Origin of the sequence: Enterobacter cloacae complex sp. 342H5 (assembly GCF_050030905.1) — a bacterium.
Taxonomy (GTDB): Bacteria; Pseudomonadota; Gammaproteobacteria; order Enterobacterales; family Enterobacteriaceae; genus Enterobacter; species Enterobacter intestinihominis.
In genome coordinates this window covers 388,242-402,844 of sequence record NZ_JBLGVB010000001.1, presented here as the reverse complement: position 1 = coordinate 402,844, position 14,603 = coordinate 388,242, and the positions used below count along the sequence as shown (strand labels likewise).

The 14,603-nt window shown below is 54.1% G+C and carries 19 protein-coding genes; 10 read left to right on the top strand and 9 right to left on the bottom strand.

Annotated features, from left to right (window positions below; all coding sequences use genetic code 11):
• Nucleotides 1-8 precede the first annotated feature (8 nt).
• Nucleotides 9-404: a fumarate reductase subunit FrdC gene (frdC, locus tag ACQG03_RS01985; protein WP_063163228.1), complete on the top strand. Its 396-nt coding sequence runs from the start codon at nt 9-11 to the stop codon at nt 402-404.
• Nucleotides 405-414: 10 nt separating this feature from the next.
• Entirely contained in the window at nt 415-774 is a 360-nt protein-coding gene (frdD, locus tag ACQG03_RS01980) for a fumarate reductase subunit FrdD (RefSeq protein ID WP_000609653.1), read from the top strand.
• Between the two features lie 29 nt (nt 775-803).
• Here frdD and ampR read toward each other — a convergent pair whose 3' ends face one another.
• On the bottom strand, nt 804-1,679 hold the full coding sequence (gene ampR, locus ACQG03_RS01975; protein ID WP_046620977.1) for a LysR family transcriptional regulator AmpR: 876 nt from the start codon (nt 1,677-1,679) through the stop codon (nt 804-806).
• 132 nt (nt 1,680-1,811) lie between these two features.
• On the opposite strand from ampR, the gene blaACT reads away from it, so the two are divergent.
• Both blaACT and ACQG03_RS01965 read left to right on the top strand, forming a co-directional pair.
• Nucleotides 1,812-2,957, top strand: coding sequence for an ACT family cephalosporin-hydrolyzing class C beta-lactamase (gene blaACT / locus ACQG03_RS01970; RefSeq protein WP_063163229.1), 1,146 nt, complete (start codon nt 1,812-1,814; stop codon nt 2,955-2,957).
• Between the two features lie 157 nt (nt 2,958-3,114).
• Nucleotides 3,115-3,645, top strand: a complete 531-nt coding sequence (locus ACQG03_RS01965) for a lipocalin family protein (protein ID WP_023299124.1) — start codon at nt 3,115-3,117, stop codon at nt 3,643-3,645.
• On the opposite strand, the gene sugE is transcribed toward ACQG03_RS01965, so the two are convergent.
• Nucleotides 3,642-3,959: a quaternary ammonium compound efflux SMR transporter SugE gene (sugE, locus tag ACQG03_RS01960; protein ID WP_015572453.1), complete on the bottom strand. Its 318-nt coding sequence runs from the start codon at nt 3,957-3,959 to the stop codon at nt 3,642-3,644. The two genes, ACQG03_RS01965 and sugE, sit on opposite strands and share 4 nt — an antisense overlap.
• 262 nt (nt 3,960-4,221) lie before the next feature.
• On the opposite strand from sugE, the gene ACQG03_RS01955 reads away from it, so the two are divergent.
• Nucleotides 4,222-4,821, top strand: a complete 600-nt coding sequence (locus ACQG03_RS01955) for a helix-turn-helix transcriptional regulator (RefSeq protein ID WP_023299123.1) — start codon at nt 4,222-4,224, stop codon at nt 4,819-4,821.
• A 37-nt stretch (nt 4,822-4,858) separates the two neighbouring features.
• Here the strand turns inward: ACQG03_RS01955 and ecnB are convergent, their stop codons facing one another.
• The 3 genes from ecnB to efp form a co-directional block, all read right to left on the bottom strand.
• Nucleotides 4,859-5,005, bottom strand: coding sequence for a lipoprotein toxin entericidin B (ecnB, locus tag ACQG03_RS01950; protein ID WP_006178941.1), 147 nt, complete (start codon nt 5,003-5,005; stop codon nt 4,859-4,861).
• Between the two features lie 108 nt (nt 5,006-5,113).
• Nucleotides 5,114-5,245 carry an entericidin A/B family lipoprotein gene (locus ACQG03_RS01945; RefSeq protein WP_006810410.1) on the bottom strand — a complete coding sequence of 44 codons (132 nt, stop codon included), beginning with the start codon at nt 5,243-5,245 and terminating at the stop codon, nt 5,114-5,116.
• 57 nt (nt 5,246-5,302) lie between these two features.
• Nucleotides 5,303-5,869 carry an elongation factor P gene (gene efp / locus ACQG03_RS01940; protein WP_003855940.1) on the bottom strand — a complete coding sequence of 189 codons (567 nt, stop codon included), beginning with the start codon at nt 5,867-5,869 and terminating at the stop codon, nt 5,303-5,305.
• Between the two features lie 40 nt (nt 5,870-5,909).
• Here efp and epmB point away from each other — a divergent pair, with 40 nt between their 5' ends.
• Nucleotides 5,910-6,938 carry an EF-P beta-lysylation protein EpmB gene (gene epmB, locus ACQG03_RS01935; protein ID WP_022646803.1) on the top strand — a complete coding sequence of 343 codons (1,029 nt, stop codon included), beginning with the start codon at nt 5,910-5,912 and terminating at the stop codon, nt 6,936-6,938.
• A gap of 65 nt (nt 6,939-7,003) precedes the next feature.
• Here the strand turns inward: epmB and ACQG03_RS01930 are convergent, their stop codons facing one another.
• Nucleotides 7,004-7,357 (bottom strand): DUF4156 domain-containing protein, encoded by a 354-nt coding sequence (locus ACQG03_RS01930; RefSeq protein ID WP_022646802.1) that lies wholly within the window; start codon nt 7,355-7,357, stop codon nt 7,004-7,006.
• 233 nt (nt 7,358-7,590) lie between these two features.
• Here ACQG03_RS01930 and ACQG03_RS01925 point away from each other — a divergent pair, with 233 nt between their 5' ends.
• Together ACQG03_RS01925 and ACQG03_RS01920 are read left to right on the top strand one after the other, a co-directional pair.
• Nucleotides 7,591-8,238 carry a nucleoside recognition domain-containing protein gene (locus ACQG03_RS01925; protein ID WP_038415111.1) on the top strand — a complete coding sequence of 216 codons (648 nt, stop codon included), beginning with the start codon at nt 7,591-7,593 and terminating at the stop codon, nt 8,236-8,238.
• A complete protein-coding gene (locus ACQG03_RS01920) occupies nt 8,235-8,696 on the top strand; it encodes a YjiG family protein (RefSeq protein WP_022646800.1) in 462 nt (153 codons plus the stop codon). Before ACQG03_RS01925 ends, ACQG03_RS01920 begins: the two co-directional genes overlap by 4 nt.
• 141 nt (nt 8,697-8,837) lie before the next feature.
• On the opposite strand, the gene groL is transcribed toward ACQG03_RS01920, so the two are convergent.
• Together groL and ACQG03_RS01910 are read right to left on the bottom strand one after the other, a co-directional pair.
• Complete coding sequence (gene groL / locus ACQG03_RS01915) at nt 8,838-10,484, bottom strand: chaperonin GroEL (protein WP_006810416.1); 1,647 nt, start codon at nt 10,482-10,484, stop codon at nt 8,838-8,840.
• A gap of 39 nt (nt 10,485-10,523) precedes the next feature.
• Nucleotides 10,524-10,817 carry a co-chaperone GroES gene (locus ACQG03_RS01910; protein ID WP_003855929.1) on the bottom strand — a complete coding sequence of 98 codons (294 nt, stop codon included), beginning with the start codon at nt 10,815-10,817 and terminating at the stop codon, nt 10,524-10,526.
• A gap of 178 nt (nt 10,818-10,995) precedes the next feature.
• Between ACQG03_RS01910 and yjeH the strand changes: the two genes are divergently transcribed.
• Nucleotides 10,996-12,243, top strand: coding sequence for an L-methionine/branched-chain amino acid transporter (gene yjeH, locus ACQG03_RS01905; protein WP_023299120.1), 1,248 nt, complete (start codon nt 10,996-10,998; stop codon nt 12,241-12,243).
• Nucleotides 12,244-12,266: 23 nt separating this feature from the next.
• Here yjeH and ACQG03_RS01900 read toward each other — a convergent pair whose 3' ends face one another.
• The gene (locus ACQG03_RS01900) at nt 12,267-12,731 is read right to left on the bottom strand and encodes an FxsA family protein (RefSeq protein ID WP_003855925.1); all 465 of its coding nucleotides are present in this window, start codon (nt 12,729-12,731) and stop codon (nt 12,267-12,269) included.
• 335 nt (nt 12,732-13,066) lie between these two features.
• Here ACQG03_RS01900 and aspA point away from each other — a divergent pair, with 335 nt between their 5' ends.
• Complete coding sequence (gene aspA / locus ACQG03_RS01895; protein ID WP_003855923.1) at nt 13,067-14,503, top strand: aspartate ammonia-lyase; 1,437 nt, start codon at nt 13,067-13,069, stop codon at nt 14,501-14,503.
• The last annotated feature ends 100 nt before the right edge of the window (nt 14,504-14,603 follow it).

Below are 14,603 nucleotides of genomic sequence, written 5' to 3'. Positions count from 1 at the left end.
AGTGCATGATGACGACTAAACGCAAAGCCTACGTGCGACCAATGCCGTCCACCTGGTGGAAAAAACTGCCGTTTTATCGCTTCTATATGCTGCGTGAAGGCACGGCTGTTCCCGCGGTCTGGTTCAGCCTCGAACTGATGTACGGGGTGTATGCCCTCAAGCACGGCCCGGAAGCCTGGGCCAGTTTTGTGGGTTTCCTGCAAAACCCAATCATCGTGGTTCTGAATCTGATTGTGCTCGCAGCCGCGCTACTGCATACCAAAACCTGGTTTGAACTGGCGCCAAAAGCAGCGAACATCATTGTAAAAGGCGAAAAAATGGGGCCAGAGCCGGTTTTTAAAGGGCTCTGGGCAGTGACGGCAGTTGTCTCTGTGGTCATTCTGTTTGTCGCACTGTTCTGGTAAGGAGACTACTGTGATCAATCCAAATCCAAAACGTTCAGATGAGCCGGTCTTCTGGGGGCTGTTTGGCGCAGGCGGCATGTGGAGCGCCATTATTGCCCCGGTCATTATCCTGCTGGTAGGGATCATGCTGCCGCTGGGGCTGTTTCCGGGCGATGCGCTGAGCTATGAGCGCGTACTGGCCTTTGCGAGCAGCTTTATTGGCCGGGTGTTCATCTTCCTGATGATCGTCCTGCCGCTGTGGTGTGGTCTGCACCGTATCCACCATGCGATGCACGATCTGAAAATCCATGTGCCAAGCGGTAAATGGGTCTTCTACGGTCTGGCAACCATTCTGACGGTCGTCACGTTGATTGCCGTGGTCACCATCTGACTGAACAGGCCCGCCATCCGGCGGGCTTTTTACTTTTTCATCTTCTCCACCAGCCACCGGGAAAATTCGCGCATGGCAGGCGTTTCTGCCCGGGACTGCAATCGGGTCAGCCAGTAACTGCCGAGTTCAATCTGCGTTGCAAAGGGCTGCACAATGCGCTCGCTGGCTAACAGATGGGTAAACATATCGACAGGCGCAATGGCAATACCTCCCCCTGCCTGAGCGGCCTCCAGCATGGTCACGGACGAATCAAATACCATCACACGGTGCGTTGGCGAAGGGGGATGTTCGCCGGCCGCCTGCATCCACGCGGTCCACTCGTCGCGTCGGTAGGAGCGCAGCAGCGTAAACCTGAGGATATCGGCCGGACAGTGCAGACTGGCGGCGATATCGGGCGTACACAGCGGCGCGAGCGGCGCATGACAAAGAAATTCAGCCTCGGTGCCATGCCACGCCCCGCCACCGTAGCGGATCGTATAGTCAAGCCCTTCGGCAGCCGGATCAACGCGGTTGTTATGGGTGGAAAGCTGAAGATCGATGTGCGGATAGCCACGGCGAAAATCGTCCAGCTGTGAGAATAAAACCCCGATGGCAAACGTACCCACCACGCCGATTTTCAGCTTCTCCTGCGCACGATGGTTAGCGAAGCGATCCAGCATTCCGGCTATACGATCGAACGAATCATTCAGTACCGGCAGTAAGTTTTCTCCCTCGGTAGTCAACATCAGCCCGCGCGACACGCGAACGAACAGCTGACAGTTCAGGTGCTGCTCCAGCGTTTTCACATGCTGGCTAATGGCTGAATGGGTCACGTTCAGCTCAATGGCCGCATGCGTAAAGCTGAGATGTCTCGCGGCGGCTTCAAAGGCTCGAAGCGAATTGAGGGGGAGATAGCTTCGCGTCATGGTCTCTTCCGTTAGAAAAATTAACAGCTAATGCTAAATTTAACCGTTTGTCAGGCACAGTCAAATCCAACAGACTACGCCTGTCTGACGGGCCCGGACATCCCCTTGACTCGCTATTACGGAAGATTACTGATGATGAAAAAATCTCTTTGCTGCGCCCTGCTGCTCGGCATCTCTTGCTCTGCTCTCGCCGCGCCAGTGTCAGAAAAAGAGCTGGCGGAGGTGGTCGCGAATACGATTACCCCGCTGATGAAAGCCCAGTCGATTCCAGGCATGGCGGTGGCCGTTATTTATCAGGGTAAACCGCACTATTACACGTTTGGCAAAGCCGATATCGCGGCCAGCAAACCCGTTACGCCTCAGACTCTGTTCGAGCTGGGTTCTATAAGTAAAACCTTCACCGGGGTTTTAGGAGGGGATGCCATTGCTCGCGGTGAAATTTCGCTGGACGATCCGGTGACCAGATACTGGCCACAGCTGACGGGCAAGCAGTGGCAGGGGATTCGTATGCTGGATCTCGCAACCTACACCGCTGGCGGCCTGCCGCTACAGGTACCGGATGAGGTCACGGATAATGCCGCCCTGCTGCGCTTTTATCAAAACTGGCAGCCGCAGTGGAAGCCTGGCACAACGCGTCTTTACGCCAACGCCAGTATCGGTCTTTTTGGCGCGCTGGCGGTCAAACCTTCCGGCATGGGCTATGAGCAGGCCATGACGACGCGGGTCCTTAAGCCGCTCAAGCTGGACCATACCTGGATTAACGTTCCGAAAGCGGAAGAGGCGCATTACGCCTGGGGCTATCGTGACGGTAAAGCGGTGCGCGTTTCGCCGGGAATGCTGGATGCACAAGCCTATGGCGTGAAAACCAACGTGCAGGATATGGCGAACTGGGTCATGGCAAACATGGCGCCGGAGAACGTTGCCGATGCCTCACTTAAGCAGGGCATCGCGCTGGCGCAGTCGCGCTACTGGCGTATCGGGTCAATGTATCAGGGTCTGGGCTGGGAGATGCTCAACTGGCCCGTGGAGGCCAACACGGTGATCGAGGGCAGCGACAGTAAGGTGGCGCTGGCACCGCTTCCCGTGGCAGAAGTGAATCCACCGGCTCCCCCGGTCAAAGCGTCCTGGGTCCATAAAACGGGCTCTACTGGCGGGTTTGGCAGCTACGTGGCCTTTATTCCTGAAAAGCAGATCGGTATTGTGATGCTCGCGAATAAAAGCTATCCGAACCCGGCACGCGTTGAGGCGGCATACCATATCCTCGACGCGCTACAGTAAAACATTGCGGGTGGCGCTGCGCTTACCCGGTCTACACAACGCATGAACTTTGTAGGCCGGGTAAGGCGAAGCCGCCACCCGGCAAAACACCCTGCACAATCTCCCGCATTTTCCCTGCTGTCATCTACACTTAACAAAAAACAGTAAGGAAACTCCTATGCGCATTCTGCCTGTTATTGCCGCAGTAACAGCCGCGTTTTTAGTGGTTGCTTGCAGTTCCCCTACTCCTCCGCCTGGCGTCACGGTAGTCAGTAATTTCGACGCACAGCGCTTCCTCGGCACCTGGTATGAAATCGCCCGACTGGACCATCAGTTCGAACGGGGCTTAGAAAAAGTCACGATCAGCTACAGCGCGATGGATAACGGCGGGATCCGGGTCATTAACCGCGGCTATAACCCGGATCGCCAGATGTGGCAGCAGTCAGTTGGTCAGGCCTATTTCACCGGCGCATCTAATCGCGCGGCCATGAAAGCCTCTTTCATCGGCCCATACTATGGCGGGTATAACGTCATTGCGCTGGACAGAGAGTACCGCCACGCGCTGGTCTGTGGGCCGGATCGCAACTATCTGTGGCTCCTCTCACGCACGCCAACGATCTCGGCGGAAATGAAACAGCAGATGCTGGACATAGCGACCCGGCAAGGGTTTGATGTGACGAAGTTAATCTGGGTAAAACAGCCGCATTAGTGCGTACTGAGTTTTAACCCGATGATACCCGCGACAATCAACGCGAGGCTGGCGATGCGCGCCAGACTCGCAGACTCCCCCAGCAGCAGAATGCCGGTAATGGCAGCCCCTACTGCGCCAATTCCCGTCCAGACAGCGTAAGCTGTGCCGACGGGTAAGGTTCGCATCGCCCATGACAGCATGACGATACTGACAATCATTGCGGCGATAGTGATGACGCTGGGCGTCAGGCGGGTAAAACCGTGGGTGTATTTCAGACCAATTGCCCATACCACTTCGAGCAAACCAGCAATAACAAGAACGATCCAGGACATTTCAGGCTCCTTAACTTAAAGACAAGTTGGGGCCGTCCCCGATGAGTGAAGCGCTTACGGGTCGTCCCGCAAGGCAGAAGTTGCGCCTTATATTTTGGTTAGCGTGGAATTTTTTTTCAAACTTTTTCTGCTGAACACCTTAAAGCAAGAAATAGCCTCAGTAAGGCACGTAGTTCAGGCATTTATGACTCATCCGACTTCTCTATGATGATAGGCTTTCTGATGGCAGGAAGCCAAACCACTAGCCGACTGCGAAAATTTTATGTTCAAAATTCTTTTGATTGACCGTTGTCACTTCACCCGCGCGGGATTTGAAGCCTGGGTCAATCATTCAGACCTGTTTTCGGGTCATTTCGTCGTAACCGGGGTAAATAATCTTTTCCTCGCCAGAGAGCATATCCTGCAATGGAAACCTGCGCTGGTCATCGCTGATTTATCTGGCTTCCGGCAGGATTTACACCATTTTCAGCAGCTTTCCTCCCTGCTAATTGCCAGCGAAACACTGCCTTTTATTATGCTGCAATCAGGGCAGGAGCAGGAGATGACTGATTATCTGGCGCAGTTCCCGATATGGTCTTCGCTCTCCAAAAATACCGATCTGGAAGCACTGGCGGCGGTGATAAACGATGCGCTAACGTCATGCGCGAGTGCGGAGCTACCGAAAATGGCGGCACCGTTGCTGACGCGTCAGGAAGAAAGAGTTCTGACCTTGTGGATGGATGGTGCGAGCAACCAGAAAATTGCCAGCAATCTTCGCATTAACGGAAAAACGGTATACACGTACAAACGCAATATCCGCATGAAGCTGCATATGGATACGCGCTACTCGCCGTTTTTATCGCTACAGGAAGTGGAGAATTGACGGTACGGTGTAATAACTTGCCGTACCGTCGCTTACATTAGTTCTGAGCTTTAGTTGCTGCGCCAGAAATCGCGCTACCACCGTCGGAGATATCTTCCCCTACGCCACGGGTGGTGTTACATGCAGTCAGTACCGAAGAAAGCACCAGAACAGAAAAGATCGCTGCAATTGTTTTCTTAACCATAATATCTTCCTTTTATAGCCAAAGTTATTTTGTGTATAGCAACTTAAGAATAGACAAAATCTTGCCGTTTGACGGAAAAGGAAGAATTTTTAGGAAAATTAGACGGAATTAGCTGGCCGCATGGGAAATGATATGGCCGAGATCCTGGATATCTTCACCCACGCCACGCGCGGTGTTGCAGCCGGAGAGAATTGCGCTGGAGAGCGCTAACAGAAGCAGAATTTTAACGGTACGTTTCATCTTCCCTGCCTGCAAAATCAGGCGCAGCGGGCGCTGCGCCTTTAATCATGACGTAAATTACTTCACGCGGGATACGTATTCGCCGGAGCGGGTATCCACTTTGATCACTTCACCGATCTGTACGAACAGTGGCACTTTCACCACAGCGCCGGTAGACAGGGTGGCAGGCTTGCCGCCAGTACCTGCGGTATCACCTTTCAGACCTGGATCGGTTTCAACGATTTCCAGCTCAACGAAGTTCGGCGGCGTAACCGCGATAGGCTGACCGTTCCACAGGGTCACGATGCACTCAGCCTGATCCAGCAGCCACTTGGCGTTGTCGCCAATCGCTTTCGCGTCCGCAGACAGCTGCTCGAAGGTTTCGTTGTTCATGAAGTGCCAGAACTCACCGTCGTTGTACAGGTAAGTCAGGTTCATATCGACAACATCAGCGCCTTCAGCGGAGTCAGTAGATTTGAAGGTTTTCTCAACACGGGTACCGGTCAGCAGGCGGCGCAGCTTAACGCGCGCAAATGCCTGGCCTTTACCTGGTTTAACGAATTCGCTGGCTTCAACCGCGTACGGTTCGCCGTCCATCATGATTTTAAGACCAGCACGAAAATCGTTGCTATAGTACGTTGCCATAAGGCCCTCTAAATTTGTTAACTGGTAGCTAAGCCACAAAATGGCGCATATTGTAACCCTAAACACCCCGTCCAGAGAAGATTGGTTATCGCAACTTGCCGATGTAATCACCAGTCCTGATGAATTGCTGCGTCTTTTAGACCTCGAACAGCACGAAGCGTTGCGTGCAGGCCGTGAGGCGAAGCGCCTTTTCGCCCTACGCGTTCCCCGCGCGTTTGTTGCCCGAATGGAAAAGGGTAACCCTGATGATCCATTATTAAAACAAACGCTGACCTCTCAGGATGAGTTTATTACCGCCCCCGGATACAGCACCGATCCGCTGGAAGAGCAGAACAGTGTTGTACCGGGTTTACTGCATAAATACCGCAATCGTGCCCTGCTGCTGGTTAAGGGCGGGTGCGCGGTAAATTGCCGCTATTGCTTCCGTCGCCACTTCCCGTACGCCGAAAATCAGGGTAATAAGCGCAACTGGCAGGTGGCACTGGACTACATCGCAGCGCATCCGGAACTGGATGAAATCATCTTTTCCGGCGGCGACCCGCTGATGGCAAAAGATCATGAGCTGGACTGGCTGCTGACTCAACTTGAGACCATCCCGCACATTAAGCGTCTGCGCATTCACAGCCGTTTACCGATCGTCATCCCGGCGCGTATCACCGACGCCCTGGTCACACGCCTGGAGCAGTCCCGTTTACAGGTGCTGCTGGTAAACCATATTAACCATGCAAATGAAATTGACGCGGACTTTCGTGCGGCGATGACGCGTATGCGAATGGCAGGCGTGACGCTGCTCAACCAGAGCGTATTACTGCGCGGCGTGAACGACAGCGCCCACGTGTTGGCCGATCTCAGCAATGCCTTATTTGATGCGGGCGTAATGCCCTATTACCTGCATGTTCTGGATCGCGTCCAGGGCGCGGCGCACTTCATGGTGACGGATGAAGAGGCCCGGAAGATTATGCGCGAGCTGTTAACGCTGGTTTCAGGTTATATGGTGCCGAAGCTGGCACGTGAGATTGGCGGAGAGCCGAGTAAGACGCCGCTGGATTTGCAGCTGCGGCAGCAGTAAAAAAAGCAGGTGGCGCTACGCTTACCTGCCTACAGGTAAAGCGGCAGCGCCATCAAAATGTTATATCAGTTCGGGCACTTATAGACCTGGCCGTTCATCTGGCTGGCGGTTGGCACAAAGCTGGACAGCATACCCTGCGTCGGGCTGCTTACCCCGTAAATCACGTTGCCGCCCATTGCCGCAGCCTGATTACGCAGGGCATTGGCCGCACCGCGCATAGAGCCGCCCTCCTCGCCGTGCTGCCCTGACATCCAGTTGCTTTGCTCGCCAGAGGCGGTGCCTAACAGCTGGCATTCGCTGCCCGGCTTATCTTCCACAAAGCGAACGCTCTGGCCCGCTGCCGTCAGCTCATTGCTGGTGCTACAACCCGCCAGCAGCAATGCTGCACCTACAATCCCTGCACAGACTTTTATGCGCATGTTATTCCTCGTTTTCAATAAGCTGGACAGTAGTTGTCCGCGTGTAAACCTTATACTAAAAAGATGACCAAAAGAAAAATGCTGAGCATTTCTGCGAGCCAGATTCCGCTGGCACTCCTCCGACATCTTAAATGAATTCTGATAATAACCTTTGGGATATCGTGTTTTAGCCCCCGATCGTTTTTAGTGATGCGACGTACAACTTTTGTACGGGACTAAAAAAAGGGGGTTTCATGAGTGCATCATCCTCAGGAGAGGAAAAAGTAACCTGGGTGGGCTATCTGGCGTTCGTGCTCACCATCGTATTTTTCTCAGGTTTTTTCGCCAAAAGTACTGAATGGTGGCGCGTGCTGGATTTTACCGTCCTGAACGGCAGCTTTGGACCGGTGAACGGCGCCCTAACGTTTCGCGGCGAGGGTGGCACAGGAGCGAAAGACGGTTTTTTGTTTGCCCTTGAACTGGCGCCCTCGGTCATTTTATCGCTCGGGATCATTGCCGTTACCGAGGGGCTGGGCGGGCTGCGCGCCGCACAACAGCTCATGACGCCCATTCTGCGCCCGCTGCTCGGGGTGCCGGGCATCTGCTCTCTGGCGCTTATCGCCAACCTGCAAAATACCGATGCAGCCGCAGGGATGACCAAAGAGTTGACCGACGAAGGGGCGATTACTGACCATGAACGCGCCATTTTCGCCACCTTCCAGACCAGCGGTAGCGCCATTATTACCAACTATTTTTCTTCCGGTGCCGCACTTTTTACCTTTATTACCGTCCCGGTGATCGCGCCGCTTGCCGTCATTCTGGTGTTCAAATTCGTTGGCGCGAACTTCCTGCGACTGTGGATCGCCCACATGGAAGTTCGTCGCGTTCAGGAGGAAAAATGATCGCCCAGACGCGTAAAAATATCATGGACTTGTTTATCGATGGCGCCCGCCGCGGCTTTACCATCGCCACCACCAGCCTGCTGCCGAACGTGGTCATGGCGTTTGTCATCATTCAGGCGCTTAAGGTGACCGGCCTGCTGGATATTGTCGGCAGGGTATGCGAGCCCATCATGGCCCTGTGGGGGCTTCCGGGTGCGGCGGCAACGGTACTTCTGGCCTCGGTGATGAGCATGGGCGGCGGCGTGGGGGTTTGCGCCAGCCTGGTCGTCGCCGGCACGCTCAGCGGCCATGATGCCACCATCCTGCTGCCCGCCATCTACCTGATGGGCAATCCGGTGCAAAACACGGGCCGCTGCCTCGGCACCGCGGGCGTGAACCCGAAATATTACCCGCACATCATCGCTGTCTGCGTCATCAACGCCCTGCTCTCGATGTGGGTGATGCAGCTACTCTTCTGAGGAGATAAAAATGGATTTTTCAGTGCTGGAACCGCATCTCTTCCGCCATGCACATCTTGTTCGAGTAACGGCTCGACGGGCAATAAAAAACCCCGGGCATCGCTGCCCGGGGTTCATTCTGAGAGGTTCAGAACAACATGATTACATCATGCCGCCCATGCCACCCATGCCGCCCATACCACCAGCAGCACCTAAGTCAGGCGCGTCGCCTTTAGGCATGTCGGTTACCATGCATTCGGTCGTGATCATCAGGCCAGCTACAGATGCCGCGTACTGCAGAGCAGAACGGGTAACTTTAGTTGGGTCCAGGATACCGAAGTCGATCATGTTGCCGTATTCTTCAGTTGCTGCGTTGTAACCGTAGTTACCTTCGCCCGCTTTCACGTTGTTCGCAACTACTGATGGCTCTTCACCGGCGTTGGACACGATCTGACGCAGAGGGGCTTCCATTGCGCGAAGCGCAACTTTGATACCTACGTTCTGGTCTTCGTTCTGAGCGGTCAGGCCAGCCAGTTTAGCGGCTACACGCACCAGCGCGACACCACCACCAGCAACTACGCCTTCTTCTACCGCAGCACGGGTCGCATGCAGGGCATCGTCAACGCGTGCTTTCTTCTCTTTCATTTCAACTTCGGTCGCAGCACCAACTTTGATTACCGCAACGCCGCCTGCCAGTTTCGCTACGCGCTCCTGCAGTTTTTCACGGTCGTAATCGGAAGTTGCTTCTTCGATCTGCTTACGGATCTGACCAACACGGCCCTGAATAGCGGCTTCTTCACCCACACCGTCGATGATGGTGGTAGTGTCTTTGTTGATCACAACGCGTTTCGCCTGGCCCAGGTCTTCCAGGGTCGCTTTTTCCAGCTCCATACCAATCTCTTCGGAGATCACGGTACCGCCGGTCAGGGTAGCGATATCCTGCAGCATCGCCTTACGACGATCGCCGAAGCCAGGTGCTTTAACCGCTGCCACTTTCACGATGCCACGCATGGTGTTAACCACCAGAGTCGCCAGCGCTTCGCCTTCAACGTCTTCAGCGATGATTACCAGCGGCTTGCCTGCTTTCGCAACGGCTTCCAGCACTGGCAGCATTTCGCGGATGTTGGAGATTTTCTTGTCAGCCAGCAGGATGAACGGGCTTTCCAGCTCAACAGCGCCAGTTTCTGGCTTGTTGATGAAGTATGGGGACAGGTAACCGCGGTCAAACTGCATACCTTCAACCACATCCAGTTCGTCTTCCAGACCAGTACCGTCTTCAACGGTGATCACGCCTTCTTTACCGACTTTATCCATCGCTTCAGCGATCAGTTTACCTACGGTTTCGTCGGAGTTAGCGGAGATAGTACCAACCTGAGCAATGGCTTTAGAGTCAGAGCACGGTACGGACAGCGCTTTCAGCTCTTCAACAGCAGAGGCGACAGCTTTGTCGATACCACGTTTCAGATCCATTGGGTTCATGCCCGCAGCAACGGCTTTCAGGCCTTCGGTGATGATCGCCTGCGCCAGTACGGTCGCGGTGGTGGTACCGTCACCAGCAGCGTCGTTCGCTTTAGAGGCAACTTCTTTCACCATCTGTGCGCCCATGTTTTCGAACTTGTCTTCCAGCTCGATTTCACGTGCAACAGAAACACCATCTTTGGTGATGGTTGGCGCGCCGAAGGATTTGTCCAGCACGACGTTACGGCCTTTCGGGCCCAGAGTGACTTTCACTGCGTCTGCCAGTACGTTTACGCCGCGGAGCATTTTTACACGAGCGTCGTTACCGAATTTTACGTCTTTAGCTGCCATGTTCTTATTTCCTCAAATTCGTACAGTTTCGTGCGTTAATTACGCTTCAACAATTGCCAGAATGTCGCTCTCGGACATGATCAACACTTCTTCATTGTCGATCTTCTCGGATTTCACGCCGTAGCCATCGTTGAAAATGACGATGTCACCAACTTTAACGTCCAGTGGCTGCACAGTTCCGTTTTCCAGGATGCGGCCCTTACCGACAGCGATGATTTCGCCACGCGTTGATTTTGCTGCTGCTGAACCGGTCAGAACGATGCCGCCAGCAGACTTGGTTTCAACTTCTTTACGTTTGACGATCACACGATCATGTAACGGACGAATACTCATTGATAGCTCTCCTTTGAGAAAGTCATTATCAGTTATGGATGACGCCGGTCCGCATGCGGTTTTCCGGCTAGTGCCCTGAGAGATGGGGATAGCTTTTTACCCCTTCAAGGGGTAATCGAAAAAAAATTTGCGAAAGTGTTACCATCCACTCTCTTTTGATGGTGGCGGGACGAGGTAAATGAGTGGACTCAGGCAGGAGTTGGGGCTGGCGCAGGGCATTGGCTTACTCTCAACGTCTTTGTTAGGCACGGGCGTTTTTGCGGTTCCCGCGCTGGCGGCGTTGGTTGCCGGCAATAACAGTCTTTGGGCATGGCCGGTGCTGATCGTGCTGGTGTTTCCGGTGGCGATTGTCTTTGCCATACTCGGGCGGCACTTCCCGAGCGCAGGCGGCGTAGCGCATTTTGTCGGTATGGCGTTTGGGCCGCGAATGGAGCGCGTCACCGGCTGGCTATTTTTGTCGGTGATACCCGTTGGCCTTCCGGCAGCCCTGCATATCGCAACCGGCTTCGGACAGGCGCTGTTTGGCTGGCACGATGAACAGCTGCTGCTGGCTGAACTCGGCACGCTGGCGATTATCTGGTGGGTTGGCTCACGCGGGGCCAGTTCCAGCGCCAACCTGCAAACGCTGGTCGCCGTGTTAATCGTCGCGCTGATCGTCGCCATCTGGTTTGCGGGTGACATTACGGTGGCGGATATTCCTTTCCCCGCGATTAATGACATCGACCACACACAGCTTTTCGCTGCACTATCCGTCATGTTCTGGTGTTTCGTCGGTCTGGAGGCGTTCGCTCATCTGGCATCCGAGTTTAAACAGCCCGAGCGTGATTTTCCCCGCGCCCTGATGATTGGCCTGCTGCTGGCGGGCACCGTGTACTGGGCCTGTACCGTACTGGTGCTGCACTTCAACGCGTTCGGTGAAGAGAAAGCCGCCGCCGCGTCGCTGCCGGGCATCGTGGTGCAGCTGTTTGGCGTTAAAGCCCTGTGGGTAGCCTGCGTGATTGGCTATCTCGCCTGCTTTGCCAGCCTCAACATCTATATTCAGAGCTTCGCCCGGCTGGTGTGGTCTCAGGCACTTTATAAACCGGATAGCCCCCTCTCACGCCTGTCAAAGCGTCAGCTTCCGGTGAATGCGCTGAATACCGTACTGGGCTGCTGCGTGGTGAGTTCCCTGGCCATTTATCTCCTCGACATCAACCTTGACGCGCTGATTATCTACGCCAACGGTATTTTCATCATGATCTATCTGTTGTGCATGCTGGCGGGCTGTCGGCTACTGAAAGGACGCTTTAAGGCGCTGGCGGCTATCGGGTGTGTCCTGTGCCTGCTGCTGCTGGCGATGGTGGGATGGAAGAGTGTGTACGCCATCGTCATGCTGGCGGGGCTGTGGGTGTTTTTACCGAAGCGGCAAAATCCGCAGGCCCGGTGAGCGAGCGCCACCGGGCAAGAAACTTACCGATCGTCTTTATGATCTAACCGGTCGCGCTGCTCATCCTTACGCTGATATTCCCCTTCAAAGGTATCGCCCGGGCCGGTGCTGAAACCACCGCCTGGCATACGGCTGAAACGCAGATGCGGCAGCAGCTTCATGGTCAGATGCTTCTGCACCGGCGGCAACAGCAACAGCAGGCCGAGGAAGTCTGTAAAGAAGCCCGGCAGGATCAGCAGCAGGCCAGCAATAATCAGCGACACGCTTTTGATCATCTCGGCGGCCGGGCTTTCACCTGCGGCCATCTTCTGCTGCATTAACAGGAAATTTTTGAAACCCTGATTGCGCACCAGCGACATGCCGATGACGGAGGTGAAGATCACCAGAATCAGCGTCAGCAGGACGCCCAGCACATGGGCAACCTGGATGAAAATCGAAATCTCAATGTAAACATAAAGAAAGAAAGCAATAAATGGTATCCAGCGCACTGGCATCTCCTGTGTGGCAGGTGCCTTCTGGCCCCTGACTGAATGTGTTCGCGAAGCGCGTAGATAAGAAATGGTGACGGTTAGCCAAAATTCAATCGGTTTGCACGGATATTTTTTCTGGAAATATTAAAGCGGTGACATATTTCACAGATTAATAATTATCATGAAATCGGGTCGATAATAAGTGATCCAGCTTACGGCAATTCGCTATCATCAGCATATGATCTCGAACATCTGGCCGATTGAGGGAATAATCGTCGGTCATAAAATATTCAAAACCACATATCAACTGTGTGTTTAGTACAATCCATCGGCAGCTTGAAAAGAAGGTTCACATGTTAAACAACATTCGTATCGAAGAAGATTTGTTGGGTACCAGGGAAGTTCCAGCGGATGCCTACTATGGTGTTCACACTCTGAGAGCGATTGAAAACTTCTACATCAGCAACAGCAAAATCAGCGACATCCCTGAATTTGTGCGTGGCATGGTGATGGTAAAAAAAGCCGCGGCTCTGGCAAACAAAGAGCTGCAAACCATTCCTAAAAGCGCTGCAAATGCGATTATCGCCGCGTGCGATGAAGTGCTGAACAACGGCAAATGCATGGATCAGTTCCCGGTTGACGTCTATCAGGGCGGCGCAGGCACCTCCGTCAACATGAACACCAACGAAGTGCTGGCAAACATCGGCCTGGAGCTGATGGGTCATCAGAAAGGTGAATACCAGTACCTGAACCCGAACGACCACGTTAACAAATGTCAGTCCACCAACGACGCCTACCCAACCGGCTTCCGCATCGCGGTGTATGCCTCTGTCGTCAAACTGGTCGACGCGATTAATCAGCTGGGTGATGGCTTCCAGCGTAAAGCCGTTGAGTTCCAGGACATCCTGAAAATGGGTCGTACCCAGCTGCAGGACGCGGTGCCAATGACCCTCGGCCAGGAGTTCCACGCGTTTAACGTGCTGTTGAACGAAGAGACCAAAAACCTGCTGCGCACGTCCGAACTGCTGCTGGAAGTGAACCTGGGCGCTACCGCCATCGGTACACGCCTGAACACCCCGGATGGCTATCAGCAGCTGGCGGTACAGAAGCTGGCTGAAGTGTCCAACCTGCCGGTTGTGCCTGCAGAAGACCTGATTGAAGCCACCTCAGACTGCGGCGCCTACGTGATGGTGCACAGCGCATTGAAACGTCTGGCGGTGAAACTGTCCAAAATCTGTAACGACCTGCGCCTGCTCTCCTCCGGTCCGCGCGCTGGCCTGAATGAAATCAACCTGCCAGAGTTGCAGGCGGGTTCATCCATCATGCCAGCTAAAGTGAACCCGGTGGTGCCAGAAGTGGTGAACCAGGTTTGCTTCAAGGTTATTGGTAACGATACGACCGTCACCATGGCCTCCGAAGCTGGTCAGCTCCAGCTGAACGTAATGGAGCCGGTGATTGGCCAGGCGATGTTTGAATCTATCCACATTCTGACCAACGCCTGCTACAACCTGCTGGAAAAATGCATTAACGGCATCACCGCGAATAAAGAAGTGTGTGAAGGCTACGTCTATAACTCCATCGGCATCGTCACCTATCTCAACCCGTTCATCGGCCACCACAACGGCGATATCGTCGGGAAGATTTGTGCCGAAACCGGTAAGAGCGTGCGTGAGGTGGTTCTCGAGCGAGGATTGTTGACCGAAGCCGAACTGGACGATATCTTCTCCGCCCAGAACCTGATGCACCCGGCATATAAAGCGAAACGATATACCGATGAAAGCGAACAGTAACCGTTCAGGCTAAGCTTCCGAAAGGCACGTCACTTGTGACGTGCCTTTTTTCTTTATGGCCGTTACCAAAACACAACAATTCAATATCAACTTGTTAATA

Bases quoted from the DNA above. Each gene is read 5' to 3' on its own strand.
- ampR (WP_046620977.1), bottom strand. From the start codon at position 1,679: ATGACGCGAAGCTATCTCCCCCTCAATTCGCTTCGAGCCTTTGAAGCC.
- groL (WP_006810416.1), bottom strand. From the start codon at position 10,484: ATGGCAGCTAAAGACGTAAAATTCGGTAACGACGCTCGTGTAAAAATG.
- frdC (WP_063163228.1), top strand. From the start codon at position 9: ATGACGACTAAACGCAAAGCCTACGTGCGACCAATGCCGTCCACCTGG.
- aspA (WP_003855923.1), top strand. From the start codon at position 13,067: ATGTTAAACAACATTCGTATCGAAGAAGATTTGTTGGGTACCAGGGAA.
- epmB (WP_022646803.1), top strand. From the start codon at position 5,910: ATGGCGCATATTGTAACCCTAAACACCCCGTCCAGAGAAGATTGGTTA.
- ACQG03_RS01955 (WP_023299123.1), top strand. From the start codon at position 4,222: ATGTTCAAAATTCTTTTGATTGACCGTTGTCACTTCACCCGCGCGGGA.
- ACQG03_RS01925 (WP_038415111.1), top strand. From the start codon at position 7,591: ATGAGTGCATCATCCTCAGGAGAGGAAAAAGTAACCTGGGTGGGCTAT.
- efp (WP_003855940.1), bottom strand. From the start codon at position 5,869: ATGGCAACGTACTATAGCAACGATTTTCGTGCTGGTCTTAAAATCATG.
- ACQG03_RS01910 (WP_003855929.1), bottom strand. From the start codon at position 10,817: ATGAGTATTCGTCCGTTACATGATCGTGTGATCGTCAAACGTAAAGAA.
- ACQG03_RS01920 (WP_022646800.1), top strand. From the start codon at position 8,235: ATGATCGCCCAGACGCGTAAAAATATCATGGACTTGTTTATCGATGGC.
- ecnB (WP_006178941.1), bottom strand. From the start codon at position 5,005: ATGGTTAAGAAAACAATTGCAGCGATCTTTTCTGTTCTGGTGCTTTCT.
- blaACT (WP_063163229.1), top strand. From the start codon at position 1,812: ATGATGAAAAAATCTCTTTGCTGCGCCCTGCTGCTCGGCATCTCTTGC.
- sugE (WP_015572453.1), bottom strand. From the start codon at position 3,959: ATGTCCTGGATCGTTCTTGTTATTGCTGGTTTGCTCGAAGTGGTATGG.
- yjeH (WP_023299120.1), top strand. From the start codon at position 10,996: ATGAGTGGACTCAGGCAGGAGTTGGGGCTGGCGCAGGGCATTGGCTTA.
- ACQG03_RS01945 (WP_006810410.1), bottom strand. From the start codon at position 5,245: ATGAAACGTACCGTTAAAATTCTGCTTCTGTTAGCGCTCTCCAGCGCA.
- ACQG03_RS01930 (WP_022646802.1), bottom strand. From the start codon at position 7,357: ATGCGCATAAAAGTCTGTGCAGGGATTGTAGGTGCAGCATTGCTGCTG.
- ACQG03_RS01965 (WP_023299124.1), top strand. From the start codon at position 3,115: ATGCGCATTCTGCCTGTTATTGCCGCAGTAACAGCCGCGTTTTTAGTG.